This window comes from Ensifer sp. (assembly GCF_031989085.1).
Taxonomy (GTDB): domain Bacteria; phylum Pseudomonadota; class Alphaproteobacteria; order Rhizobiales; family Rhizobiaceae; genus Ensifer.
Map to the genome: position 1 here is coordinate 123,893 of NZ_DALZXU010000007.1, position 24,747 is coordinate 148,639.

Genomic DNA, 24,747 nt, shown 5'->3' on the forward strand with positions numbered 1-24,747 from the left:
ACCGGTGATGGGTGCCAAACGCGCCCTGGCAAAAAGGCGCGGTGGAAAACGTCAACAAGCGCATTCGCCGCTTCATGCCAGGCGATACGGATCTTGCAGTCGTATCGCAACGCCAATTTGCTCGCAATCTCAACGACCAGCCGAGAAAGTGCCTCAACTACAGCACACCAACGGAGTCTTCTGGCGCATTTGCAGGAAGACGGCTGAACACCTAACCTCAAAACCACAATGAGGCACTTCGGTTGGGTTCTCCACACCCGTTCCATCGGAGCTACTGTCACGTTCGTTTACCTCCTGTTGCCACGCCATAGCCGGATACAAGTGATCGACCCCAGCGGTTTACCATTTGCGGAAGTGACAGCAGCGAGCGGAGGGTGGTATCCGCACGCGCTGAGCCGAACAGGTGCGAAGTCATGTAGATTGGCATTTAAGAAAACCGAGAATTACTCAGACAGCATGTGCCTGTCGGTACCGGAGCAATACTCCCCAATAGTGCCGTTTGAATCTTCCCCAGGTGCTGCGGCCGCCGGTCTTCCGGGGCGCGCCCCGGAAGACCGGCGGCGCGTCATCGCCGATACTCCTTCCGATGGTCGGAAGGGGGATGTTGGTGATCAAGCTGAGGGAGACGATCATGATCCTGGATCTGCATCAGCAGGGCCTGACGGTGTCGCCAATTTCCAGAGAAACCGGTGTCGATCGCAAGACGGTGCGCAAATACATTGAGCCGGGCCTCGAAGCTCCGGCCTATGGTCCAAGAAAGCCTCGGGCAACGGTTATCGACCCGTTCGCTTCATACCTACGGGAGCGGGTCAAATCCTATCCCGGTTTGACCGGCAGTCGATTGCTTAGAGAACTGCGCGAGCGAGGCTATACCGGCGGCTACACGGCTGTGACGGATTTTCTCCGTGATGTGCGCCCTGCTGCAAGTCAGGGCTTCGAAGTTCGTTTCGAGACGCCGCCCGGAGAGCAGGCCCAAGTCGACTTCGCCCAGTTCCACGTCGTTTTCACCGACGAACCGATGACGCCGAGGATCGTCTGGCTGTTCTCGATGGTGCTGGGTCATAGCCGCCTCATCTGGGCGCGTTTTGTCATGCATCAGAACCTACCGACCGTCCTGCGTTGCCATATCGCGGCCTTCGAGGCTCCTGGTGGCGCTCCCAGGGAGGTGCTTTACGACCGGATGAAGACGGCCGTCATCGGTGAAGGCCAGACAGAGGGCATCATCTATAACCGTGCCCTCATAAACCTGGCGCGCCATTACGGATTCCATCCCAAGGCCTGCAAACCGTATCGTGCCAAGACCAAGGGCAAGGTCGAGCGGCCATTCCGTTATATTCGCGAAGACTTCTTCCTCGCCCGATCTTTCCGTAACCTCGATGATTTGAATGCTCAGCTTCGGCATTGGCTGGATACCGTCGCCAATCCAAGGAAGCACGCCACGACCCTGCGCGTCATCAATGAAGCCTTCGCCGAGGAACGGCCGCACCTGCGACCATTACCGCTGGCCCCGTTCAAATCCGTCCTGAAGCTGGAACGCCGCGTGTCGCGCGAAGGTATGGTCAGCGTCGGCGGAAACACCTACAGCGTTCCGGATGCTACACGAAGCCGAATGGTGGAAGTCCATTCTCTCGCCGACGAGGTCCGCATCTTCGAAAACGGCATCCTGATCGCAGCCCATCCTGTCCTGGAGGGTCGTAAACAGCGCCGGGTTCATCCTGACCATCGACGAGCACTCGTGCCGCAATCCAGGACACGGGACGACGCCATTATCGTCAAGCCTGCCGGCGACACCGTACTTCAGCGATCTCTCGCCTTTTACGACGCTGTGGGCAAAGTCCTGGCACAGGAGAACCGCCCATGAGCGCGACCCTCGATGCCATTCCGTCCATGATCGATCGCATCCGTCATGATCTCGTCGGCCTGAAGATGCCACGGGCGCTGGAAGCTCTCGACCATGTCGTGCGCCGCCTCGAGCACGGTGAACTATCGGCACTTGAGGCCATCGACATCCTCCTGTCCGAGGAACTGACGCTGCGCGAGAACAGCCGCATCAAGACCGCCCTGCGAATGGGCAGGCTTGCAACGATCAAAACGCTAGCCGGCTTCGACTTTACGTTCCAACCCTCGCTCGACCGAGATCGCATCTTTACCCTGGCGCAGCTCGGGTTTGTCGACCGTCACGAGGCAGTTCATTTCCTCGGTCCACCGGGAACGGGAAAGAGCCATCTTGCCACAGCGCTGGGCGTCGAAGCCGTGAAAGCTGGAAAGAGCGTGTACTTCACGACGCTCGCTGACCTGATCGGTTCGCTTGCGCGTGCCGAACGGGAAGGTCGGCTCCAGGAGCGCATTCGCTTCTTCTGCAGGCCAAGCCTGCTGATCGTCGATGAGATCGGCTATCTGCCGGTCGTCTCGGGCGGCGGCAATCTGTTCTTCCAACTCGTCAATGCACGATACGAACGGGGGGCAAGGATCCTGACATCAAACCGCGGCTTTGCAGAATGGGGCGATGTCTTTGGCGATCCTGTCGTCGCAACGGCGCTGCTCGACAGACTGCTTCACCACGCCGTTGTCGTGCAGATCGAAGGATCCAGTTACCGGTTGCGCCAGCATGCCGAACTCATGCCGGAGCATGTCAGATCCAAAGCCCTCATCGCACCACCGGCATTCGCCCCGCCTCAAAAGCCACGCGGGCGGCCCCCGAAAAATCCTCAGTTCTCCTTGACGTCCACGTCGGCATAAGTGGGGAATTTTACTTCGGCACTTCTGGAGAAAATTCACGCGGCATTGACAGTGCCGTCTGTGCTTCGAAGATCGCATAATGTATCGATTGAAACCGCAGCTTCCCGCGCGCGGATGTAAACCCTTCCCAGAAGACTTAAGCCTTGGCCAATCGGACGCCTGGGCCATCGTTGGGCGCTGGGCCTTCCTCGAAGAACACAATGCCCCGCGCCTCATACACCCGTCTGATTGCTTCAATGGTGACCGGTTGCGGTCCTCTTGGACGGCCTCGTCTTGCTCCACCCTGCTCACGGTGTTTGCTGTCACCTTTGCTAGCTCCGCTACCTCGCGTACTCCGAGTTTTAAAATAGCGCGAGCGGCGCGATGTCACGTTGTCTGCAGCTTAACGGTTGAGGGATAGTTCGGCTGACATGAACTCGTCGACTATCAGCTACAAGAACCACCGCTTGCCACCGCAGTTCATCGCCCGTGCGGTCTGGCTGTATTACTGGTTCCCTTTGAACCTGCGGCTGGTTGAGGAAATGCTGGTGGAGCGCGGCATTGTCGTGTCTCATGAAACGATCCGGCGATGGGGCCGCAAATTCGGGGCGGATTACACCAAGCCGTTGCGCAGAATGAAGCCGTCGCGACACGATATCTGGCATTTGGACGAGGTTGTGATTTCCATCGGCGGCCGAAAACATTGGCTGTGGCGTGCCGTTGACAAGGACGGTTATGTTCTCGACGAGATCGTCCAGGCCCGCCGCGATACCAAAGCTGCCAGACGATTGCTGGTTAGACTGCTGAAGAAACACGGCTTGACGCCGAAGCGCATCGTCACCGACAAACTACGCTCATACTGAGCGGCAAGACGGGACGTGATGCCCCCTGTCGAACATCGATCGCACAAAGACCTGAATAATCATGCGGAGAATTCTCACGTGCCACTACGAAAACGAGAACTGATGATGGAGGGATATCGATCGGTCGGCGGTTTGCAAAGTTTTATCTCAGTCTTTTCTGCAGTCCGAAATCTTCTCGTCGCACCGCACCAGAAACGCTCAGCCCTCGCCACCCACGTTCATCGGATCCGCGCAATGGCGCAGTGGAAAGCCGTGACCGGCGCAACTGCTTGAGTTCACAGGCAAACGCCTTGTTCGGAGGGTGATGAAACAACGTGACATCGCCGTCGAGCGGCCTGCCGAGCAGATACCCTTGGGCCGTTTGGCATCCGAGCTCCACCAGGGTAGAAAGTTGATCCTCATTCTCGACGCCTTTACCCGTCGTCTAGCCGGGGGGCTGTGCGTGGCTTGAGATGCCATGGCAGCTACTGATCCCCGGTTAGATCTCGGCATAACCTTCGAGATAGAAAACGCAACTGCCTTCAAGTTCAACTCGATCGCCAGAAAGTCTGCATAGAACTTCGCCCCCGCGGCGAGAGGCTTGATATGCGTGAAATGTGGACTTTCCGGTAATCGCTCCCCAGTACGGTGCAAGCATGCAGTGCGCGGCCCCTGTGACCGGATCTTCCGGATTTCCTCTCGCGGGAGAAAAATAACGACTTACAAAGTCATAGCGTTCATCACCGGCTGCCGTGACGATAACGCCAGGACGATCGAGAGCTGCGATCGCGGCCAAATCGGGGGTGAGTGCGCGCACCGTTTGGGCATCACTCAATACGACAAGATAGCTGTGATGGCCGCGATACACCTCAACTGGAACGGCATTCAATGCTGCGGCCATGCGTGGCGGGGTGGCTACTTTTTCACATGGTCTCGACGGAAAATCCATGACGTATCCATCTTCCTTGCCCTGGACGGTCAACGGGCCGCTCTCCGTTTGGAAGATGACGCATTTTCGGCCCGGCTCGAGACGTTCCATCACAACGGCCGCACTTGCCAGGGTAGCATGACCGCACAGCGGAACTTCCACAGCAGGGGTGAACCATCGCAATTGATACTGCCCGTCTCGCTCCACTAAAAAGGCGGTCTCGGCGATGTTGTTTTCGGCCGCGATCGCTTGCAACGTCGCGTTGTTCGGAAAACTCGGCAGAACCATGACAGCTGCTGGGTTTCCCGCAAAGAGCCTTTTGGTGAAGGCATCGATCTGAAATAGAGGGACACGCATGGTATGCCATTTCCTCGTACTAAAGTGCAGATTTCGAAAAGGTCGCTGTTTGTCCTGTGCGCCAGGCAAGCCAGTGTCTCAGCGATCGATCTCAGAGGACAGGCAGTCTTATACTCCCCGGATCGCCCCACCATCCACCCTGATCTTCGACCCTGTAATGTAGGAGGCGCGCTCGGACGCCAGAAATACGGCAACATCCCCGAATTCTTCCGGACGTCCATAGCGACGGGCAGGAATGCTCGTTGCGGATGCTGCAGCGATATCCGCTTGGCTTTTTTCAGATCGTCTCGCAGCTATTGCGTCAAGTTCGTCGACGCGCTGCGTGTGAATGCGGCCCGGCAGGAGGATGTTCACGGTTACACCATCGGCTGCGACTTCGTCGGCAAGTGTTTTCGACCACCCCACAATGGCCGACCGTATCCCGTTCGAAAGCGCAAGTCGCGGGATCGGCTGCTCGACGCCGGACGATGTCAGCGTGATTATTCTGCCCCATTTCCTTGCCTGCATGGCGGGCAGAAGCCGGCCGGTGAGATGAAAGATGTTTGCGGCCATCGTTTCGAACTGAGAAAGCCAGTCGGACCTCGTGGCATCGAGGACGGTACACGACGGCGGTCCGCCGGTGTTGTTGATAAGAATATCGACACCACCTTTTTCCAGAAGGTCGTCGACAAGGCCATCTATGCTCTTCAAATCGCTGAGATCGACTGCGCACGGGAGCACCGGTCCTGCATCCTCCGGTAGATCGATGCGCCAGGTCTCGACTTTTTCGACCGATCTTGCTGCAGCATAAACGGTCGCTCCCTCGCGAGCGAGACCAGCCGCGATGGCGGCGCCCAATCCACGGCTGGCACCCAGTACCAGCGCCGTCTTGTTTACTAGTCCGAGGTTCATAGACCAAGCTCCTGCAGCCGTCGTGTCTGTCGTTCAGTGAGCCGTTCGATTTCGTAAATGTCGTCCTTCGAGAGGCTGGCACCGGGTTTGCGCAGTGCAGCGAACGCGATCGCGCCGCGCTTTGCCATGATATATTTGCGGATCGAAAGCCCGAGACCGGGCTGCTGTTCGTAACGCGCCAGAGGCAGATAGGCGTCGAAGATATCTTGTGCCCGGGTAAGGTCGCCCTCGCGCTGGAAACGCACGACGTCCCGCATCATCTCGGGATAGGCAAAGCCGGTCATAGCTCCGTCGGCGCCACGCGCCATTTCTTCCGGAAGGAACATGCCGCCATTGCCGCAAAGGATCGAGATGCGGCGCTTTCCTTGCGTTTCCGCAGCTTTGCGTAAGGCTGTGATCTTGCTAAGCCCCGGCCAGTCTTCGTGCTTGAGGCAGACGCAGGTGGGCACCTGGTCGATGATGGTCTGAATTACCGAAACCGGGATCGTCACGGAGGTGACGAGGGGAAAATCCTGAAGAACGAAGGGAACGTCGCCAAGAAATTCGGCCGCCTGCTGGTAGTAGCCAATGATCTGCTGGTCGTTTCGAAGCGTCGGTGGCGGCGCTATCATTACGCCCGCGGCGCCGTAACCGATCATCATGTCGGTCAGCGTCTTCATCGGGGCGAACCCCGCGGACGAAACGCCTGCGACCACCGGCACCCGACTATCGACGCGCTTGAGGATGCGCTTGACGTAAGTCTGCGATTCCTCCGTTGTCAACTTCTGGGCCTCGCCCATCATTCCGAGGACGGTCAGTCCCGTGGCGCCACGTTCCATGTAAAAATCGACCAAGCGATCGGTGCTGTCGAGATCGAGAGCGCCCGTGTCGGTGAATGGTGTCAACGCGATGATATAGACGCCATTTGCGTCCTCAGTCAGTCTTGCCATGGGGGCCTCATTCGACGGAAGGGGTTGCGTTCGGATAGCGGGCTGCGCCGAAAAATCCTTCGGGCAGTCCGATCATCGATTTCAGGTTCATGCGCCCAATAAGCGCGTCCGCCTCGCGGTTGGCGGCGGCGAGGATCGCAGCTGTATCTGCCTTCACTGGCCGACCAGCCTCAAGCAGCACTTCTCCGTCGATCACGACCATGTCGACATCGTTGCCGTTGGCAAAATAGACGGTCCGGAAAGCTTGCATCTGGAAAGGCGCCAGATGCGGACGATGCATGTCGATCACGACTATGTCGGCTTTCTTGCCGGCTTCCAGTGAGCCGATCTCGCCATCGAGGCCAAGCGCCGTTGCGGCATCGGTAGTTGCCATTTCCAAAGCTTTACCGGGTGGGAGGACAGAGGGGTCGCGGAAGAATGTCCGATGATAATGCATGCATTGCTGCATATGGCGGAACATGTCGCAGGTGCGATCCGGTGCCGTGGCGTCGGAACCGAGCGCAACCACCGCGCCGGCTTCGATCAATTCGGTCGCCGGGCATCGACCGAGAATCGAGGCGATCGCGCTGGGATTGTGCGCAATGCGCGTGCCGGTATCCGCGATAATCTGGATTTCTTCTGCGCTGAGGTCGATCGCATGCGAGAGCAGCGCATCGGGACCTAGCATGCCTATATCCTTGGCCCGCACGACGGAGCCACGCCAGTGGCCGTCTTGCGTGAAGATCACTCCGGCGTCGCGCGACAAGGCCCGCATCGTCTGCGTCTGAGAAACGGCAGCTTCGTAGTCGCTGGCGGAGAGCGTTTCGGCGTGCTCATTGCGCAGCACCGGCGTCAACAGGGCAATGCGTATGCGCCCTTTGCCGTGCCAGTCTTCCAAGAGCGAGCGCGAGACTGCGAACTGATCCTCGAATGTGACAGGATGTTGATGGCGCGTGCTTCCATCCCAACGGGCATAGGTGCGCGGATGGGGGGGGCGCGTGGAACCTACGGCAACTACGGAACGTGTACCGATGGAGGCCACGGCCTCACAATGGGCATGACCATATACAGGATCGTCGGTACGCATGATCGTGTCGCCGCCACCCAGCAACGATACGCCGCAGGTCACGCCAAAGCGAAGCCGTTCCAGGGCGGCAAGTTGCGCTTCGGCATGCCAGAATTCTGGCGTCGTGCCAACGGTATAGGCCATGTTGACAATCTCTTCCCAGCAGTCGGCCTGTTCCATGCCCATCGTTTTGATCAGGCCGTGGCCGGCGTGGGCATGGACATCGATCAGGCCGGGAATGACAACCTTGCCGGAGGTATCGATGGTGCGGCCGGCACGATAGCGCGATGCCAGGATATCTGCGGGCCCAACGTCGACAATCCGGTCGGCGAGGACTGCGACTGCGCCGTCGTCGATCACCCGGCGATCGGCATCCATGCTAATGACGGTTCCGCCGCAAAACAGCAGATCGATATCAATCACGACAATTCCTTTCCTGGCCGAATCCTGGCAGGGCGGTGACGTCGAGGACGGCGTCTGGGCGCATCCGCCATTCCGGATGGTCGCCGGCCAATCCCGTTACACGCAAGGGGTTATAGAGATAGAGCCAAGGCGGATCCTTCTGCAGCAAACGATAGGCGTTCTCGTAAAGCGCCCCACGCGCGGTGTTGCTCGTGGTGCGTCGGCCCACGTCGATCAGTTGCTCAACCTCGTTGTTGTGATAACCGAGCCACCAGGAGCCGCGGGCACGTGCATCGATCTTTTCGGCGAGCACGCGAAAGGTGCTGAGCGGACTGGAATCGAAGACGCACATGTCATGCACCTGCTTCAAGCGCACCCCATGGGCATACGCCTCGCGGTCTTCGTGCCGATGGACGCGGAAGGATATGCCGATTTTTGAGAGCTGTAGTTCAACGGCAGCGGTCAGCCTTTCCGCTTCGTCCGGCAGGCGTGTCGGGCAGTCGACGTCGATGACGAAACCATCGCCATGGCCCGCCGCCGCAAGCAGGCGCTTTGCTTCGACAAGATAGCATTCCAAACCGCCGGTGGCATCCGTGGCGCCGAAATGAGCGGGGCTTACAAAACCCGTCAATGGCCGCGCCGCACCACCGACCACGGTTTCGACCAACGCTTGCCGGTCAAGCGCAAGATTGGCTGCGCGCCGAACCCGCTGGTCGGCGAAAGGCCCGCTGGCGCTGTTGAAAAGGTAGATGATCGAGACCGGGACCAGAGAAACGGCGCGGGTAAAGCCATCGGCGCGATCAAGCGCTTGGGAATGATGGAAGTCGAGGCTATTTGCGACCTGGGCTTCGCCAGCAACAAGCATAGTCTGACGTCGGCCGGCATCCGGTTCGAAAACAAAACGGATGTGTGCGTTTGCAGGTTTCTTGCCGTGCCACCCCTCAAAACGGCGACCGGTGATGTCGAGGCCGTCGCGGAAATTTTCGAAAAGGTAGGGACCTGTGCCAACCGGGGCCGAGACATCCCCGCTTTCGTAGCGTTCGAGTGCACCAGGCGCGATCACATAGCCGTAGACAAGGACGTCTAGAAGATCGGCCATGGGACGAGCGAGAATGATTTCGATCGTCCTGGCATCCAGCGCAGTGATCTGCGCATCGCCGAGATATTGGCTCCAGACGCCGGGTGCACCTAGCGTGTACCCCTTGTCTGCTCGTGACATCCGGCGCAGCGAAAGGATAGCTGCATCGGCATTGCAGGTGGTGCCGTCGTGGAAAGTCAGGGCCTCGCGCAGACGGAATGTCCATGTCCGGGCATCGTCTGACACGTGCCAACGCTCAGCGAGCGCCGGAACGTAGGTGCCGTCATGGCCATACCGTACGAGGCCATCGAAGAAGGCGTCGAAGATGCACAGCACGTCGTTTGCATCGGTGCAGTCGTGCGGGTCTTCAAGTCGCAGCCGCGGTTGGACGATTGTAGCTGTATTCATGACGCGAAAACCTCCGGGTGGGGATCGTGCAGATGGCAGGCAACGCTGCCGCCGCCCGGCTGCGGACGAAGCGGCGGGCGCTCCACCGAGCATCGCGAGAAGGCGAGGGGACAGCGGGTTCTGAAGCAGCAGCCCGAGGGAAGTTTCAATGCGCTCGGCACCTCGCCGACGATTTCCACCTCAGTTTTACGAAGCGACTTGTCAACGCTCGGAGCTGCCGAGAGCAAGGCTTGCGTGTATGGATGTCGCGGATTGGCAAAGAGCTGGTCGCGCGAGGCCGTCTCGACCATGAAACCGAGATACATAACGGCGATCCGGTCGGCGATATGGTGAACCACCGACAGGTCATGGGACACGAAAAGATAGGACAGTCCGAACTCGTCGCGCAGATCCATCATGAGGTTGAGGATCTGCGCCTGGATCGAGACGTCGAGCGCTGACACTGGCTCGTCGGCGATAATCACCTTGGGTCGCACCGACAATGCACGCGCAATCCCAATACGCTGGCGCTGACCGCCGGAAAATTGATGGGGATAACGGTTTGCCTGTTCGGCGCTCAGTCCAACGCGTCCGAGCAACTTGATCGCCTCCGCATCGAGTTCCCGGCCGCTCATTTTGCTGTCCGATTGCGCGCGCATCGGTTCGATGACGATGTCCTTGATGCGCTGCCGCGGGTTGAGAGACGCGTAGGGATCTTGAAAGATCATCTGGAGTTTCCGCCGGAAAGGTCGCAATTCCTTCTGGTTGAGGCTCGAAACTTCTGTTCCGTCGATATAGATATCTCCGGATGTCGGAGCGTGTATGCGCGCTATTGTCTTTGCGACGGTTGATTTTCCACATCCGGATTCCCCCACGAGCGCCAGCACTTCGCCGGGCGCAATCGACAGCGACACCCCGTTGACAGCGTTTAACACCCTTTCCGGTGCAAGCAACTTCCCACCGCCGAACTGCAAGCGATCGAAAAAACCGCCGCTGATGGAGAAGGCTTTCACAAGGTTGCGGACATCAAGCACAGGTTGCGTCATCGTGCCGCCTCCTCAAGTGGAAAATGACAGGCGGCATCAAGCGATCCGCGAACATGGGCAAGATCCGGTGAGCGTTCGGCGCATATGGGCTGGGCGCGGGGACAACGCTCGCGGAAGGAACAACCGACACCGATCGCGCGGATATCCGGGACGGTTCCTGGGATTTGCCGCAAGCGATGCTGCCGGTTCGCAATACGGGGTATGCTGTCCAGCAATCCGCGGGTATAGGGATGTGCCGGATTTGCAATGATCTCGTAGGTCAACCCGCGCTCGACCACTCTGCCGCAATAAAGGACCACAACGCGGTCCGCCATTTCCGACACCACCGCCAGATCGTGCGTGACGAGGATCATGGCCGCGCCGGTGTCTTCGACCTGGCGACGCATGAGCTTAAGGATTTGCGACTGGACGGTTACGTCAAGGGCGGTTGTCGGTTCGTCGGCAATGATCAGACGCGACCCGGCGAGAAGCGCGATGGCGATCACGACACGCTGGCGCATGCCCCCGGAAAACTGATGCGGATAGGCGTCCAACCGCTTATCGGCCTCGGATATGCCGACATCCTCCAGCATGCGAATGCAGTGCGCGCGCCGGGCGGCCTGATCTAGATCAGTGTGCAGACGCAGCACCTCGTCCATCTGCCGGCCGACGGTGTAGACCGGATTGAGCGAGGTCATCGGATCCTGGAAGACCATGGCGATCTCGCGGCCGCGCACTCTGCGCATCGCGCGTTCATCGAGGCTGGCGATGTCGCGGCCATCAAAACGGATCTCTCCGCCGACAATTTTCCCCGGGGGATCGATAAGGCCGAGAATCGAGAAGCCGATCACGGATTTTCCGCCACCAGACTCCCCGACAAGACCGACGATCTCTCCGGCCTTGACGTCGAAACTGACACCGTCGACGGCCTTCACCAGCCCGCCAAAAGTGTGGAAATGCGTTCGCAGGCCCCGGATGTCGAGCAAAGGTTTTGCCATCTGCGTTTCCTCCCTCATGGCTTAACGCAGCCGCGGATTGAGTTCGTCGCGCAGGAAATCGCCGAACAGGTTGATGCCGAAGACGAGGAACATGATGAACAGACCTGGAAAAGCAGAGGTCCACCAGATTCCTGAGAAAAGAACGTCGAAACCTTCCTTGACGAGTAGACCAAGCGATGGCTCTGTGATCGGCACGCCGACGCCAAGGAAGCTTAGGGAGGCTTCGATCAGAATGAAGCTTCCGACTTGAATGGTCGAAACGACGATCAGTGGTGTGAGGACGTTCGGGAGCACATGGCGTCGGATGATCTGGGCATCGCTGAGGCCTGCAACGCGTGCTGCCTGGATGTATTCCTTCTGGATTTCGCTCAGCGTCGAGCCGCGCACGGTGCGCGCATAGACGACCCAACCGACTGCGGTGAGTGCAATCAGGATCATGCCGATGCCATTTCCGAACGCCGACATAAGGAACAGCGCAATCAGCATCGATGGAAAGGAGAGCTGGATATCGGCAATCCGCATGATCACGGCATCGAGCATACCGCCATAGTAGCCGGAAATCAGGCCGAGGGTGGTGCCGATCACACACGAACAGATCATTGCCGCAAGACCGATAAAGGCGGAGATGCGCGCACCGTAGATGATCGAGGCAAGCACATCGCGGCCCTGGCCGTCGGTGCCGAGCAGGTAGCGCGGATCGCCACCCTCCAGCCATACCGGGGGTTTGAAGCTGTCCATCAGCTCGAGCTGCGACACGTCGTAGGGATCCTGCCAGACGAGAAACGGTCCGAGGATGGCTAGGAACGCGAAGACGAGAACGAGCACGGTGCCAAGCACGGCAGGGATGTTGCGACGGTAGTTGTAGACGAACTCGGAGGAAAGCAGGCGGTTCATCTGATCCTCACTTGACCGTTATACGAGGGTCGATGAGCGTGTAGACGATATCGACCAGGAAATTGATCACGACAAAGATAAAGGCGGTCAGCATCAGGTAGACGACGATGACGGGCCTGTCTCCGCGATAAATGGAATCGATCAGAAGCTTCCCGGTCCCGGGCCAGGCGAAGATCGTCTCGGTGATGGTCGCAAAGGCGATGAGGTCACCGAGTTGCAGGCCGAAGATAGTGACGACCGGGATCAGAGCGTTCTTCAGGCCATGCGCAAAGAGGATATGGCGGCGCGAGGCGCCCTTGGCACGGGCGAACTTGATGTAGTCCTGCCGCATCACCTCCATCATGCCGGCGCGGGTGATGCGCAGGATGATGGCGAGCGTGGCAAGCGCCAACGTGATTGCCGGCAGAATTATGTGCGACCAGCCGTCTGCCGTGAAAATCGAGAGGCGCAGCCCCAACACCTCGACCGTATCACCACGCCCTGAAGAGGGCAGGAACTGGTAGCGGACGGAGAAGAAGAAGATCAACATCATGCCGACCCAGAACCCCGGTAGCGAAATACCGAAGAGTGAAGCGGTCATGATGCCGCGAGAGGCGGGGCGGTTCGGGTTGGCGCCGGCATAGACACCCAGCGGAATGGCAATGACAGTGGCGATCCCCATGGCGACGAGCACCATTTCCATGGTCGCGGGCAAGCGTTCAAGGATGAGATCCATCGCCGGTTGGCGGAACACATAGGACCGCCCGAAATCGCCCTGCAACAGGTTGGATAGGAAAATCCAGTATTGGCTGACGAGCGATCGATCGAGGCCCAGCAGGCGGCGCGCCTGCTCAATCTCGGCAGCGGTGGAATCGATGGGAATGACCATAAATACCGGATCCCCGGTGAAGCTCATCATCAGAAAGACGATGACGGACACCACAAAGAGGACCAGCACCATCTGTAGGAGCCGTTTTACTGTATAGCCGAGCAAGGTCGAGGATCCGTCAGGTTCGTGACTGGAAGAATAGGTGCCGGATCAACCCGGCACCCTTGCGGATTTATGGACTATTCTTTCACGTCGATATCGTAGGCCCAAAGAAACTTGTCGGCCCGCGGGGTAATGTCGACGTTGGTCTTAGCCGCGTAAAGATCCTGTTCGTAGTGGATCGGGATCATCGGAATATCCGCCATCAGGATCTTGGTCACGTCCTGCAGGTACTTGTCACGCTCATCAAGCTTGGCGGTCGCGTCTGCCTTGTCGATCAGGGCATCCACTTGCGGATTGGAGTAGCTGCCGCGATTGACCTGGCCGTATCCTTCTTTCTTGTCGCGCGTGTAGAACATGACGCTGTACATTGAGCCGCCGTCGCCCGATGGCACGTCCCAGCCGCTCATGATGAGGCTGGACTTGTCGCTAGGAACCCGGATGTATCCGAAGAAATTCGATTTCGGCATCAGGTTGAGCTTCAGATTGATCTTGATCTTGCCGAGCATGCTGGCCAACGCCTGGACGATCTGCTGATCATTTACGTATCGGTTGTTCGTGGCATCGAGGGTAACGGTGAAGCCGTCTGCATAACCGGCTTCCGCCATAAGGGCCGTCGCCTTTTGCACATCGAACGGATACATGTCGCGGAAACTCGCCCCGTCCAAATAACCGGTATGGGAAGCGGGCACATATTGCGCCGATGGGGTGGAGAGCCCGTTCATGATGACCTTGTTTATGGCGCCGACATCGATGGCGCGAACCATGGCTTCGCGAACGCGACGATCGACCATCGGATTCTTGTCGAGGTCGATGGTTGGACTCTTTTCGCGCTGATCGATCGACAAAACGACATTGAGCAGGCTCGGCTGGGCAAGAACCTTGTATCGATCATCGGCCTTTACCCGATCGACGTCGCGTACGTTCAGATCCTGGATGACATCGACTTCACCCGTCAGGAGCGCGGCCGTGCGGGTTGCGCCGTTGGTAATCGGACGGAAGGTGACGGTGTCGAGCTTGGCGGGTCCGGCAAAGTAGTCCTTGTTGGACTCCAGCGCGATGCGATCTTCCTTGACCCATTCGACGAGCTTGTAGGGTCCGGTGCCGATCGGCTTGAGGTCGGCTGCCTCGTCGCCGGCTTCCTTGACGTACTTCTCGTTGAGAATGAGCACGGCGGCAAGGTCGTTCGGCAAGACCGCGTACGGGCGGGGTGTCTTGATCTCGACCGTGTAGTCATCGATCGCTTTGAACGCGGAGATGTTGGCGCCAAGATTGGCCATCAGTGACTTTTTCAGCCGGTCCAAAGTGAATACGACGTCGGAGGCCTTGAATTCCTCGCCGTTGTGGAATTTCACGCCCTTGCGAAGCTTAAAGACCCAGGTTGTGTCGTCCGCGAGCTCCCAGCTTTCGGCAAGACCGGGACCGAATGAGAGATCCGCGTTACGGCGAACGAGCGGGTCGTAGATGTGGTAGAAAAGGATATTGCTCGACAGTTCCTCGCCGGCTTGAGGATCGAGGTTCACCGCGTCGGAGGTAAGCCCCACCGTGAGTGACTTGGCCTCGATAGGGCCGGTCAAGGAGGTGGAGGCTAGAAGGAGCGCGCCTGCGAACAGGGTGCCCTTGGTGGCTATCATGCGTAGATTCATCATCGTGTTCCCCTTTTTTTGGTTTGGTGATGAGAAGCGTGCGGAGCGATCTATGAAAGTGCGGATTGGACCTCGATCTGATAGCCCTCCGGATCGTCAAGGACGAAGGCGCGAATGCCGAGCGACGCGCTGTCGCGTGGCTCCGTCAAGCCGGAAGCTTGGTGGCCGGCAAGATAGGCGTGCCACTTGTCAACAGCAGGGACGCGGATGCACAGCTGCACCGGCTTGACCGGATGGGCCCGATGCATGCCGCGCGTTTCGTCCACGAGCCCGACATACGCGTTTCCGGCGATCCTCAAGATCTTCGACCAGCCTTGGTCGATCTCCAGCGGGAAGCCCATGACCTCGGTATAAAAGGCAAATGCCTTCGGCAGGTCCTTGTAGTAAAGAAAGGTAATCGCCTTCTCGACCTGTCCGCCATCGGGGCGGGTCGTATGTTCATTGCTCATTGGTTCAATTCTCCCGAGAACCAGCTGGTGGGACCACGAGCGGCATAGCGGCCGTCGCCCGGCCGATTGAGGACGCGCGTGCCATCGTAAGCAAGGCGTCCGGCAAGAAAGGTTCCGGCGACCCGGCCGGCGAATCGACGGCCGTCGTAAGGGCTCCAACGCAGCCCGTCTTCGGCATTTGCCGAATCCCAGACGACTTCGGCCTCCTCGAAGATGGTAAGGTCTGCATCGGCACCCGCAACGATCGCGCCCTTGCGCGGCGAAAGTCCGAAGAACCGGGCAGGCCGTTCGCAGAGCTGCTCGACGGTCAACCGGATCGGGTCTGCACCCTTCGCCTTGGCAATCGTGTAGAAGGCTGGCAGGAGCGTTTCCATCCCGGGCACGCCCGCTCCGGCATCAAAGATGCTGTCGGCGAATTTGTTGTCGATAGGCCAGCTTGAGTGGTCGGAGCTGACAAAGGCGACACGGCCAGACAGGACCTCGCTCCATAGCGCATCAATCATTCCCGGCCGGATTGGTGGATTGACCTTCATGCGCGCGCCGAGTTCTGCGCCGTCGCGGTCCGGGTCAAACCAGAAATAATGCACGCAGGTTTCGCCAGTGGCCCGGTAACCGTCATGGCGATAATTTTCCACCAGTCGGAACCCACGTGGCAGACTGATATGAACGATATGGGCATGGGCGCCCACTGTTGCCGCAAGCTCAAGGAAATGTGCCGTCGATGCGAGTTCTGCAGCGGGCGGCCGGCTCTGGGAGTGAACCCCGATACCGTCTTGACCAGCACCACGCGCACGCCCGATGCGCGATCGCACGATCTCCTGGTCTTCGTTGTGAAGGCCAACCGGCAAGTCCGTATTGGCAAGTGCGTCGAGCAGGTCGAGCGTGAGCGCGGCGTCGATGCGCGGGAACCGGGTTGGGCTGCTTTCGAATGCGGATATCTTGAAGGCGACGACGCCACTTTCCGCAAGCGCCTTGATGTCGTCGATGGGCTGGCTTGGCATGACGGTGGCGTAAAGAGCGACATCTGTATGCGCGTACCGACCGATCGCCGCCATCTTGGCCGCCAGATGCGCAGGCGTGCTCAACGGCTCTGGATTGTCGTATGGCATGTCGACGATCGTCGTGACGCCACCGGCAATTGCAGAGCGGGTCGTCGCCTCGATGCCCGGTAGGCCCAGATAACTGCCTGCATGCGTTTGCCCATCGACCACCCCGGGCATCACGTAGCTTTGACCAGCATCATGTGTTCGGGCAGCGTCCGGCGCCTTACCAGCGCCGACAGCATCAATGCGGCCGCCGCTTACGCTAACCCACCCGTTCTCAAGGATGCCTTTGGGCGTAACGACACGGCCACGCACGATAAGGTCCAGCATTATCGTGCCCTCCGGACATAATGAAGATCTGCATGCGTGCACGCGAGCGCGACGCCAGCCTGGACGGGATCGATCACGGGCAGGCCGAGGCTGTCCTGTAATGCCTCGCGGTAGGAGCCGAGACCGGCACAACCGAGAATGATGACGTCGGCGCCATCCGCGTCGCGCAATTGTCCGGCAATCGCGGATACACGCTCAACGACATCGGTTGCGACGAGCTCAACGATCGTCATGTCGATGGAGCGGTCACCGGCAAGGCGCGCATCGAGTTTGAGTTTTTCAAGATAACGTCGATGCCTCAAGATCGAGGACGGGCCGAGCGAAACGATCCCGAAACGCGCGCCAAGACCGAGCGCAGCGAGGTAAGCGGCCTCCGCTATACCGGTTACGGGCACACGCCCTGCAGCACGCACCACATCTATGCCCGGATCGGAGAAACAGCTTACGACGATCGCATCAGCCGTCGCATCGCGCACGGCTTCAACGAGATGCGGAATGACCTCGGCAACATGCGCGTCGGTTTCGATTCCTGGCGGAGACTTTGAAAGCTCGATGCAGCGAATAGCGTGCCGCTGGTCGATCAAGGGCTCCAGGCAGGCCTCCATGGAGCGTGTGACCGCTTTTGAGCTGTTCGGATTGATTACGAGAATGTCACCCACGCGGCCTCCTGCGGCCCAAAAAATCCGGCCCCCTTTGATATTTCACGTAATATACTACGAAATATTCCATGTCAAAGCCTGATGCGATTGATTGTTCGTCGAACATCGCCCAAAACAGAAAATCAGCGGGCGCCGCAGGAACGCGTCGCCGCATAACCGCATGGGAAACGAATGTGGAGGTAACATTGGCGAATGCGGACGGTGCGACAGGCAAACCCCGCAAGCAGTCTCTGACGGAGACTGCCTACGCATCCGTGCGCGAACAGATCCTCATGGGTGTACTTCGGCCGGGAGCAGAGTTTTCGGAGCTCGAGTTGGCGGAGCGACTGGCGATGAGCAAGACGCCGGTGCGGGAAGCGCTGGGCAGGATGGTGGCGGAGGGGTTGATCGAAGCCTTTCCCCGCCGCGGTTACCGGGTCACGCCTGTCACTGTGAAAGATATCAACGATCTGTTTGCCATCAGGGCAATGGCTGAGGGAACCGCGGCCGCCATGGCTGCGCTCAATCTCGGTGCCGACGATCTCGATCATCTCGACATGCTTGCAAACGCACGATACGAGCCGTCGGAGGGACCGACTATCCATTCTTTCGTCAAAACGAACGGGCAATTTCACATGGCCATCGCGCGGGGATCAACCAATCCAAGGCTGGTTGCGATGATATCGGCGCTTCTAGATGAATGCGCGCGGCTTTTCTACCTGGGGGCTCGCAGCCGGGACGTGAACCCTGAAACGAATGATGATCATCGGCACATTCTTCAGGTGTTGCGCCTGAGGGACAGCGAAAAAGCGCGGGCGGCGATGGTCGAGCATAGTGAGCACACCCGACAGGGCGTGCTCAAGGCGCTGATCTCAAGTGACGTCAGCAATCTTAGCATCTGAAGCCATGGAGCGTAGAGCTCTAAGGTCGAAGCGCCGCCGCCAGCGGTGGTTCCTATACTCGATCGGAGATGAAGTAGATTATGTTGCGCCGACCGCACAGTGAAGCTTGGCGATTTTCAACCGGTACCTATGCCGACGTCGAACGGGTTCGCGCCAGATAGTTACCTAGGCCCTTGTCGGCGACCAACGCGTCTCCATCGATTACTGTCTTGCCCCGCACGATCACCCGAACCGGCCAGCCTGTCACTTCAACCCCTTCATACGGCGTGTAGTCGGCGCCGTGATGCAGTATATCATTGCTGATGACCACGGATTTCATCGGATCCCAGAGCGCGATGTCAGCATCGGACCCGATGGCGATCGTATCCTCGCGCGGGTAGAGGCCATAAAGCTTGGCATGGTTGGTGGAGGACAAGGCGACGAAACGGTTGATGTCTATGCGGCCCTTGCCGACGCCCTCCGAAAACAGGATCGGCAGCCGTGTTTCGACGCCGGGAATACCATTCGGTATCCAGCGGAAGTTCCGCTTGCCTTCATGGTTGAGCTTGCCCTCGTCATCGTCGTAACGAAAGGGGCAATGGTCGGAAGAGAACAGGTCGAACGTACCGTTCTGCAGGCCCTCCCAGCATGCGATCTGGCTATCCTCGTCGCGCGGCGGTGGCGAACAGACAAACTTCGCGCCTTCTAACTCCGTGGCGTCGAGATCGCTGGCGGTGAGCATCAGGTATTGCGGGCAAGTTTCGCCGGCTACCTTGGTCCCTCGCGCCCTTGCGCGCTGGATTTCCTCCATAGCCTGTCGGTTCGAAACATGGACGACGACGATCGGCGTATCTACAATCTCCGCCAAGGAAAGGGCGCGGTGCGTGGCTTCCCGCTCGGCGGCAACCGGGCGGCTTTTCGCATGAAACTTCGGAGCGAGCTCACCATTTGCTTCGTGACGGTCGATCAGGAAACGGATCGCGTCCTCGTTTTCGCAATGAACCATAACCAGGGCGCCGGACGTCCTGGCACTCTCAAGCGTTGCCAGGATTTCATCGTCACGTAAGCGAAGGTTCTCATAGGTCATGAAGACCTTGATCGACGTGTATCCAGCCGCCACAAGAGCAGGCAGCTCCTGCTCGAGTACATGTGCTGTGGGATCGGAGATAATGATGTGGAAGCTGACATCGACATAACAATCACCTTCCGCCTTGGCATGATAGGCCTTCAGAGCCTCCCGCAGTGTCGAGCCTTTTTCCTGCAGGCAGAATGGCATCACCGTTGTATTGCCACCAAAGGCTGCGGACAGCGTGCCGCTGGCGAAATCATCGGCCATGACGATCCCGCCGCCAGACGGTTGGGCCAAGTGTACGTGACTGTCGATGCCGCCCGGCATTACATAAAGGCCGCTGGCGTCGATGATCTCCAGGGCATCATCAACGTTATCGGCCATTGCGGCGATCAGGCCATTGCGAATACCGACATCGCACCGGAAGGTGTCGCTGGCGGTGATGACGGTCCCGTTGCGGATGATCGTGTCGAAGGACATGCTGGCTCTTCCCGGTTTTTCAGGCGGCGGTTGCAGAGCCGGAGGGCGATCCGAGGATAGTATCCAGCGCCTTCGTCATCTGGTCGACTTCTTCGATGGTGTTGTAGTGGACCATCGAGACCCGGACCACTCCGTTGCTTTCAGTGAGATCGAGATATTCCGCTAAGCGCCGGGAGTGGAAGTCGCCGAACCGAATCGCAATTCGGTGAGCGTCCATCGCCTTGCAGATTTCCGCCGAATCCCGACCATCGAAGACGAAGCTGATCGTCGGGATGCGAGTGCCGTCCCTGTTGGCGCTATGACCGATAATACGGCAGTCGTTGCGGCCGCGCAGATAGGTCAGCAGTTTGTCGACAAGCGCGTTTTCCTGCGCCGCTATCGCGCCATAAGCTGCGACTATTTTTTCGCGGGTGGAACCGGTTTCGCCGGCCATTTCACCTATTTCGATCAAGTAGTCGACAATCCCGCATGTTGCATAGGCAAGCTCGTAGTTCGGGTTTCCCGGTTCCAGTTTGCCCGGCACTTTGTCCTTGCCATAGAAGTAGTGATAGAGCGTATCCAGTTCCAGAAGGTGGTCATACTTGCCGTACATCAGCGCATAATGCGGGCCGTAGGTCTTGTAGAGACTGAAGACGTAATAATCGACATTGAACGCCTGGACGTCGACCGCGCGATGCGGCGCATAGGCAACTGCGTCGACACAGATGCGCGCGCCCCTTGCATGGACGAAATCCGCGATCTCTCGAACCGGATTGATCGAGCCGAGAATATTGGAGGCATGGGTGACGCAGACAAGCTTGGTTCGAGCTGACATCAGCGGCTCAAGATCGATCAGATCGAGCGTGAAGGTGTCCTTGTTGAGCGGCCAGGTCTTGATGACTATGCCTGCGTCACGAAGTCTGACCCACGGACCGATATTCGATTCATGATCGGCAATTGTGATGACGATCTCGTCGCCGGGCACAAGCTGGCTTGTCATCGCGCGGGCGAGATTCTGCAAGAGCGCCGTCGTTGAACTGCCGAAAACAATTTCCTCCGGCCTTGATGCGTGGACCAGATGCATGGCGGCTGTGCGCGCCTCGTAAAGCGCCTTTGCAGCCGCCTGCGACACGTCGTAACTTCCGCCGATCTGGACGTTCTTGTCATAAAGGAAGGTATTGATCCGCTCGACGGCCTGCTTCAGGATCTGCGACCCGCCGGCATTGTCGAAGAATGTCCAACCATGAGACAGTCCGGGAAACTGGCTACGGACGAAATCGAGGTCTAGCTCGCCTTTAGCGAATGAATTTTGGTTCGGCATGTGGTCCTCCAGACCCAGTGTTGTTTTCAGTGGTCGAGAACAGAGCGCAGGAAGCTACGCGTCCGCTCTTCCTTGGGATTGTCGAAGATTTCGGAGGGCATGCCCTGCTCGATAATGCGGCCGCCGTCCATGAAGATGACGCGATCGGCCACCTGACGGGCAAAGCCCATTTCGTGGGTGACGACGACCATCGTGACGCCGGTACCGGCAAGCGTCTTCATCACGTCCAGCACCTCACCGACCATCTCCGGATCGAGTGACGAGGTCGGCTCGTCGAACAGCATGACCTTGGGCTCCATCGCCAATGCACGTGCGATCGCGACGCGCTGTTGCTGGCCACCGGATAGCTTACCCGGATATTTTTCCGCCTGTTCCGCAATGCCGACACGGGCAAGCAGTTGCCTAGCCTTTCGCTCGGCGTCCGCCGGCTTCGTACCGCGCACCCGCATCGGCGCCAGCATGACGTTTCTCAGCACCGTTAGGTGCGGAAACAGGTTGAACGATTGGAACACCATGCCGACTTCAGCGCGCACCTTTGCTAGCGTCTTGCACGGGCCCACGACAACGCCATCCACGACGATACTGCTCTCGTTAGAGAAACCCTCAAGCCGGTTGATGCAGCGAATAAGAGTGGATTTGCCAGACCCGGACGGGCCAATGACACAGACGACTTCGCCTTCCGCAATATCGAGATCTATGCCGTGAAGAACCGAGAAGATGCCATATGCTTTTTTCAGGTTGGTGATTTTGATCAGGGGGGTCATGAGTGTTTGTCCTTGCCAAAGCGTGTTTCCAACCGCGCGACGATGGCGACCAGGGGCCACAGCAAGGCGACGTAGATCAGCGCTGCGCCAATCAGTGGGGTCGGGTTGGCGGCCAGTGCCTGCGCCTGGGTGGCCTGTTTGAGGAGGTCAGGCATGGCGACGACGGATGCTAGTGCCGTATCCTTGAGGACGTTGATGCAGTTGTTGGTCAGTGGCGGAATCACGATCCTGATCGCTTGCGGTAGGATCACATCGACCATCATGTGGCGGTTGGAGAGGCCGAGCGCCTGTGATGCTTCGAACTGCCCATTGGGTATGGCTTCAATACCCGCGCGAAAGATTTCCGCGGTGTAGGCGGATGAGACGAGTGTAAGCGCCACGACTGCAGAGACGAAAGGTGAGAAGCGTATGCCGACGAAAGGCAGAGCGTAGTAGACAATTATCAAGAGCACCAGAAGTGGGATCGAGCGGAAGATGTCGATGTAGATCCTGGAGAGAAAGGGAGATGGGCCCGGCCCATAAAGCCGGATAAGGGCGAGGAGCAACCCGCCGACGAGACCGGCAACAATGCTGGTAACGCCAATCTTCAAGGTGACGAGCAGGCCCGACAACAGAAGCGGGAACGTGTCGAGCAGGATCGGAATATTGAAGAAGGTATTGAGGAGGTTCATGGGGCACCGGCTGTCGCAGTGGAATTGATGGCGGAGTTGAGATGCCGCCATCACGAGGAGGTTCGGCTTACTTTGCGGCCGGCATGTCCATGACCATGACAGTCGAGGTAGTCTCCTCGGCTTTGGCGCCGAACCATGTTTCGTGTAGTTTGGCGACGAAACCTTCTTTCTTCAGCGTCGAGATCACCTCGTTGACCTCCTTGGCCAGCGGGTCGCCTTTGTTGAACATGACCGAATACTTCTCGCCGGTGGGAATGCGTTCGACCACCTTCAGATCCGGCTTGTCCTTTACGTAATAGAGAAGTGCCGGGATATCGCTGATGTATCCGTCGACGCGGCCGGCAACGAGGTCCAGCATGGCGGGCGACAGGCCCTCGAACTTGCGGATCTCGCCCAATTTGTATTGGGCGGAATTGTTAGTCGCCCACATGTCGCCCGTCGAACCGGTGTCAACGCCGACAACCTTGCCTTCCATTCCCGAAAGGCCAACGATGCCGCTTGATGCTGTGACCGTCAAAGACTGGTCGCTGTCGTAGTAAGGCTGCGCGAAGGTCACAGATTCCAGTCGCTTGTCAGTGATGGTGATTGATGACACCGCCATATTGATGCGGCCGGATTGGACGGCTGAGAACAGGCCGTTGAAAGGAACGTTTACGAACTCAACCGACTTGCCAAGTCGCTTGCCGACCTCGTTTATCAGATCAACTTCGAAACCGACGATCTCGCCTGATGCATTCTGGAATTCCCACGGTACGTTGCCGATGTTAGCGCCGACGGTGAGGTCGGCAGCGATGGCGGAGGAGGCAAATGCTGCAGTTGAAAGCAGGGCGGAGATGGCTGTGGAGGTAATGAGTGTAAGCGCTTTCATGACGTTCCCCCTGATTTTTTTGGAATGAAACGATTACGGTTGGTCGTACTGGTCTGACCAGTAAGACCAAACAAGCATGCTTGTTTGGCAATTGCAAGAGATGGCGTCGATAAAATAGACTTGGCGCGAGATCAGCTCCTTCGCGATAAGAAGGGCTATATCGCAGGGACAGATGGAAAACACACAATGCTGAACAAGACTCTGGTCCCACAATCCGTCGCCCGCGAAATCCAGAACATGATCCAGAGCGGCAGCCTGAAGCCGGGGGAGAAAATCCCATCGCAGCGTGAATTCTCACTGAAGTTCGGAATCAGTCGCGCTTCCTTGCGCGAAGCCCTGCTCACACTCGAAACTCTCGGCTTGCTGAAAACGGAGGCGGGACGGGGGACGTTCGTTTCTGGTGGCCCGTCCTCCGCCTCCAATCACATGGGGCCCTGGCGCTACTCCGACAGCTATTCGGTTTTCGACGTATTCCAGACCCGAATCATGCTGGAGGGCCAAATGGCCAGTCTCGCAGCCGGGCGGCTGATGGCCAACCAACTGGACCAGATGGAGAAAATGACACGGCAGATGGAGGAGGCGTGGGCACAGCAGGATCTCTTGGCTAACGTCGAAGCCGACCTGGAATTCCACGCGATCATCGCTTCCGCCTGCAGCAATGCAATGCTGCGCGCACTCTACCAGACTGTACGCGAACAAGTGACCGCGACCCAGCGTCAGCCAATTCCAATCACCGATCCCGAGCGCATGGATGAATCCATAGCGGAGCACCGCCGAATCATCGCGGCCCTACGGGCTAACGACTCAGTAGCCGCACGACTGGCAATGGAAACGCACATCCGCAATACCGCGCGTTGCGCGGGGCTGGAGCCTTAGAAGGTGCGAAATTTCAGCGACGCAAAAGCTCCAGGTGTTAAGTGTGCAGGCCGCCTGATGGCAACTCAAGAACACGGAAGGCTTGCTTAGCGCGATATGCTGTAGCGACACAACAACGTTGAGGGCGGCCAGTCGTCAGGCAGCTCTTTTGCCAGTCTGCCGGATATGTTGCCATCAGGTGCAGTCTTGGTGGCGAACCAATTGAAGCTTATTTTGTGGTCAATGGCCATCGTCATGGCCGCACCGCAGCTTCTGTCCGACGTTCTAAGTC

The 24,747-nt window shown here is 58.5% G+C and carries 22 protein-coding genes and 2 pseudogenes; 6 read left to right on the plus strand and 18 right to left on the minus strand.

Annotated elements, in window-relative coordinates:
- Positions 1 to 14: 14 nt before the first annotated feature.
- From RTP54_RS24070 to RTP54_RS24085, 4 genes and pseudogenes are all read left to right on the plus strand, one after another.
- Positions 15 to 207 (plus strand): annotated as a pseudogene (locus RTP54_RS24070) (IS30 family transposase); the annotation flags it as partial.
- Between the two features lie 400 nt (positions 208 to 607).
- Entirely contained in the window at positions 608 to 1,861 is a 1,254-nt protein-coding gene (gene istA / locus RTP54_RS24075; protein ID WP_312366226.1) for an IS21 family transposase, read from the plus strand.
- Positions 1,858 to 2,739 carry an IS21-like element ISRel3 family helper ATPase IstB gene (gene istB / locus RTP54_RS24080; protein WP_312366093.1) on the plus strand — a complete coding sequence of 294 codons (882 nt, stop codon included), beginning with the start codon at positions 1,858 to 1,860 and terminating at the stop codon, positions 2,737 to 2,739. The genes istA and istB overlap by 4 nt, the downstream gene beginning before the upstream one ends.
- A 363-nt stretch (positions 2,740 to 3,102) precedes the next feature.
- Positions 3,103 to 3,854 (plus strand): annotated as a pseudogene (locus tag RTP54_RS24085) (IS6 family transposase).
- A gap of 205 nt (positions 3,855 to 4,059) precedes the next feature.
- Here RTP54_RS24085 and RTP54_RS24090 read toward each other — a convergent pair.
- The 13 genes from RTP54_RS24090 to RTP54_RS24150 all read right to left on the minus strand — a co-directional run bounded on the left by RTP54_RS24090 (position 4,060) and on the right by RTP54_RS24150 (position 17,588).
- Positions 4,060 to 4,845 (minus strand): PhzF family phenazine biosynthesis protein, encoded by a 786-nt coding sequence (locus RTP54_RS24090; protein WP_312366094.1) that lies wholly within the window; start codon positions 4,843 to 4,845, stop codon positions 4,060 to 4,062.
- Between the two features lie 108 nt (positions 4,846 to 4,953).
- A complete protein-coding gene (locus RTP54_RS24095; RefSeq protein ID WP_312366095.1) occupies positions 4,954 to 5,736 on the minus strand; it encodes an SDR family oxidoreductase in 783 nt (260 codons plus the stop codon).
- Positions 5,733 to 6,665 carry a dihydrodipicolinate synthase family protein gene (locus RTP54_RS24100; RefSeq protein WP_312366096.1) on the minus strand — a complete coding sequence of 311 codons (933 nt, stop codon included), beginning with the start codon at positions 6,663 to 6,665 and terminating at the stop codon, positions 5,733 to 5,735. The genes RTP54_RS24095 and RTP54_RS24100 overlap by 4 nt, the downstream gene beginning before the upstream one ends.
- Positions 6,666 to 6,672: 7 nt before the next feature.
- A complete protein-coding gene (locus RTP54_RS24105) occupies positions 6,673 to 8,133 on the minus strand; it encodes an amidohydrolase family protein (RefSeq protein WP_312366097.1) in 1,461 nt (486 codons plus the stop codon).
- Positions 8,126 to 9,526: an ABC transporter substrate-binding protein gene (locus RTP54_RS24110; protein WP_312366098.1), complete on the minus strand. Its 1,401-nt coding sequence runs from the start codon at positions 9,524 to 9,526 to the stop codon at positions 8,126 to 8,128. The genes RTP54_RS24105 and RTP54_RS24110 overlap by 8 nt, the downstream gene beginning before the upstream one ends.
- A 68-nt stretch (positions 9,527 to 9,594) precedes the next feature.
- A complete protein-coding gene (locus RTP54_RS24115) occupies positions 9,595 to 10,623 on the minus strand; it encodes a dipeptide ABC transporter ATP-binding protein (protein ID WP_312366099.1) in 1,029 nt (342 codons plus the stop codon).
- On the minus strand, positions 10,620 to 11,600 hold the full coding sequence (locus tag RTP54_RS24120) for an ABC transporter ATP-binding protein (RefSeq protein ID WP_409517195.1): 981 nt from the start codon (positions 11,598 to 11,600) through the stop codon (positions 10,620 to 10,622). The genes RTP54_RS24115 and RTP54_RS24120 overlap by 4 nt, the downstream gene beginning before the upstream one ends.
- A gap of 21 nt (positions 11,601 to 11,621) precedes the next feature.
- Positions 11,622 to 12,494 (minus strand): ABC transporter permease, encoded by an 873-nt coding sequence (locus tag RTP54_RS24125; RefSeq protein WP_312366101.1) that lies wholly within the window; start codon positions 12,492 to 12,494, stop codon positions 11,622 to 11,624.
- A gap of 7 nt (positions 12,495 to 12,501) precedes the next feature.
- Positions 12,502 to 13,467, minus strand: coding sequence for an ABC transporter permease (locus RTP54_RS24130; protein WP_312366102.1), 966 nt, complete (start codon positions 13,465 to 13,467; stop codon positions 12,502 to 12,504).
- A 74-nt stretch (positions 13,468 to 13,541) separates the two neighbouring features.
- The gene (locus tag RTP54_RS24135) at positions 13,542 to 15,110 is read right to left on the minus strand and encodes an ABC transporter substrate-binding protein (RefSeq protein ID WP_312366103.1); all 1,569 of its coding nucleotides are present in this window, start codon (positions 15,108 to 15,110) and stop codon (positions 13,542 to 13,544) included.
- Positions 15,111 to 15,157: 47 nt separating this feature from the next.
- Positions 15,158 to 15,556 (minus strand): VOC family protein, encoded by a 399-nt coding sequence (locus tag RTP54_RS24140; RefSeq protein ID WP_312366104.1) that lies wholly within the window; start codon positions 15,554 to 15,556, stop codon positions 15,158 to 15,160.
- On the minus strand, positions 15,553 to 16,929 hold the full coding sequence (locus RTP54_RS24145; protein ID WP_312366105.1) for an amidohydrolase family protein: 1,377 nt from the start codon (positions 16,927 to 16,929) through the stop codon (positions 15,553 to 15,555). The genes RTP54_RS24140 and RTP54_RS24145 overlap by 4 nt, the downstream gene beginning before the upstream one ends.
- Positions 16,929 to 17,588, minus strand: a complete 660-nt coding sequence (locus RTP54_RS24150) for an aspartate/glutamate racemase family protein (RefSeq protein ID WP_312366106.1) — start codon at positions 17,586 to 17,588, stop codon at positions 16,929 to 16,931. Before RTP54_RS24150 ends, RTP54_RS24145 begins: the two co-directional genes overlap by 1 nt.
- A 68-nt stretch (positions 17,589 to 17,656) precedes the next feature.
- Here RTP54_RS24150 and RTP54_RS24155 point away from each other — a divergent pair, with 68 nt between their 5' ends.
- Entirely contained in the window at positions 17,657 to 18,469 is an 813-nt protein-coding gene (locus RTP54_RS24155) for a GntR family transcriptional regulator (protein ID WP_312366107.1), read from the plus strand.
- Positions 18,470 to 18,596: 127 nt separating this feature from the next.
- On the opposite strand, the gene hydA is transcribed toward RTP54_RS24155, so the two are convergent.
- From hydA to RTP54_RS24180, 5 genes are all read right to left on the minus strand, one after another.
- Positions 18,597 to 19,997 (minus strand): dihydropyrimidinase, encoded by a 1,401-nt coding sequence (hydA, locus tag RTP54_RS24160; protein ID WP_312366108.1) that lies wholly within the window; start codon positions 19,995 to 19,997, stop codon positions 18,597 to 18,599.
- Between the two features lie 19 nt (positions 19,998 to 20,016).
- Entirely contained in the window at positions 20,017 to 21,297 is a 1,281-nt protein-coding gene (locus tag RTP54_RS24165; RefSeq protein ID WP_312366109.1) for a cysteine desulfurase-like protein, read from the minus strand.
- Between the two features lie 26 nt (positions 21,298 to 21,323).
- Positions 21,324 to 22,061 carry an amino acid ABC transporter ATP-binding protein gene (locus tag RTP54_RS24170; protein WP_312366110.1) on the minus strand — a complete coding sequence of 246 codons (738 nt, stop codon included), beginning with the start codon at positions 22,059 to 22,061 and terminating at the stop codon, positions 21,324 to 21,326.
- Positions 22,058 to 22,732, minus strand: coding sequence for an amino acid ABC transporter permease (locus RTP54_RS24175; RefSeq protein ID WP_312366111.1), 675 nt, complete (start codon positions 22,730 to 22,732; stop codon positions 22,058 to 22,060). Before RTP54_RS24175 ends, RTP54_RS24170 begins: the two co-directional genes overlap by 4 nt.
- Before the next feature lie 67 nt (positions 22,733 to 22,799).
- Positions 22,800 to 23,600: an ABC transporter substrate-binding protein gene (locus RTP54_RS24180; RefSeq protein WP_312366112.1), complete on the minus strand. Its 801-nt coding sequence runs from the start codon at positions 23,598 to 23,600 to the stop codon at positions 22,800 to 22,802.
- Between the two features lie 186 nt (positions 23,601 to 23,786).
- Here RTP54_RS24180 and RTP54_RS24185 point away from each other — a divergent pair, with 186 nt between their 5' ends.
- Positions 23,787 to 24,476, plus strand: a complete 690-nt coding sequence (locus RTP54_RS24185; RefSeq protein ID WP_312366113.1) for an FCD domain-containing protein — start codon at positions 23,787 to 23,789, stop codon at positions 24,474 to 24,476.
- The last annotated feature ends 271 nt before the right edge of the window (positions 24,477 to 24,747 follow it).

Bases quoted from the DNA above. Each gene is read 5' to 3' on its own strand.
- RTP54_RS24120 (WP_409517195.1), bottom strand. From the start codon at position 11,600: ATGGCAAAACCTTTGCTCGACATCCGGGGCCTGCGAACGCATTTCCAC.
- hydA (WP_312366108.1), bottom strand. From the start codon at position 19,997: ATGTCCTTCGACACGATCATCCGCAACGGGACCGTCATCACCGCCAGC.
- RTP54_RS24135 (WP_312366103.1), bottom strand. From the start codon at position 15,110: ATGATGAATCTACGCATGATAGCCACCAAGGGCACCCTGTTCGCAGGC.
- RTP54_RS24140 (WP_312366104.1), bottom strand. From the start codon at position 15,556: ATGAGCAATGAACATACGACCCGCCCCGATGGCGGACAGGTCGAGAAG.
- RTP54_RS24175 (WP_312366111.1), bottom strand. From the start codon at position 22,732: ATGAACCTCCTCAATACCTTCTTCAATATTCCGATCCTGCTCGACACG.
- RTP54_RS24145 (WP_312366105.1), bottom strand. From the start codon at position 16,929: ATGCTGGACCTTATCGTGCGTGGCCGTGTCGTTACGCCCAAAGGCATC.
- RTP54_RS24165 (WP_312366109.1), bottom strand. From the start codon at position 21,297: ATGCCGAACCAAAATTCATTCGCTAAAGGCGAGCTAGACCTCGATTTC.
- RTP54_RS24180 (WP_312366112.1), bottom strand. From the start codon at position 23,600: ATGAAAGCGCTTACACTCATTACCTCCACAGCCATCTCCGCCCTGCTT.
- RTP54_RS24185 (WP_312366113.1), top strand. From the start codon at position 23,787: ATGCTGAACAAGACTCTGGTCCCACAATCCGTCGCCCGCGAAATCCAG.
- RTP54_RS24090 (WP_312366094.1), bottom strand. From the start codon at position 4,845: ATGCGTGTCCCTCTATTTCAGATCGATGCCTTCACCAAAAGGCTCTTT.
- RTP54_RS24170 (WP_312366110.1), bottom strand. From the start codon at position 22,061: ATGACCCCCCTGATCAAAATCACCAACCTGAAAAAAGCATATGGCATC.
- RTP54_RS24125 (WP_312366101.1), bottom strand. From the start codon at position 12,494: ATGAACCGCCTGCTTTCCTCCGAGTTCGTCTACAACTACCGTCGCAAC.
- RTP54_RS24095 (WP_312366095.1), bottom strand. From the start codon at position 5,736: ATGAACCTCGGACTAGTAAACAAGACGGCGCTGGTACTGGGTGCCAGC.
- istB (WP_312366093.1), top strand. From the start codon at position 1,858: ATGAGCGCGACCCTCGATGCCATTCCGTCCATGATCGATCGCATCCGT.
- RTP54_RS24100 (WP_312366096.1), bottom strand. From the start codon at position 6,665: ATGGCAAGACTGACTGAGGACGCAAATGGCGTCTATATCATCGCGTTG.
- RTP54_RS24115 (WP_312366099.1), bottom strand. From the start codon at position 10,623: ATGACGCAACCTGTGCTTGATGTCCGCAACCTTGTGAAAGCCTTCTCC.
- RTP54_RS24155 (WP_312366107.1), top strand. From the start codon at position 17,657: ATGTCAAAGCCTGATGCGATTGATTGTTCGTCGAACATCGCCCAAAAC.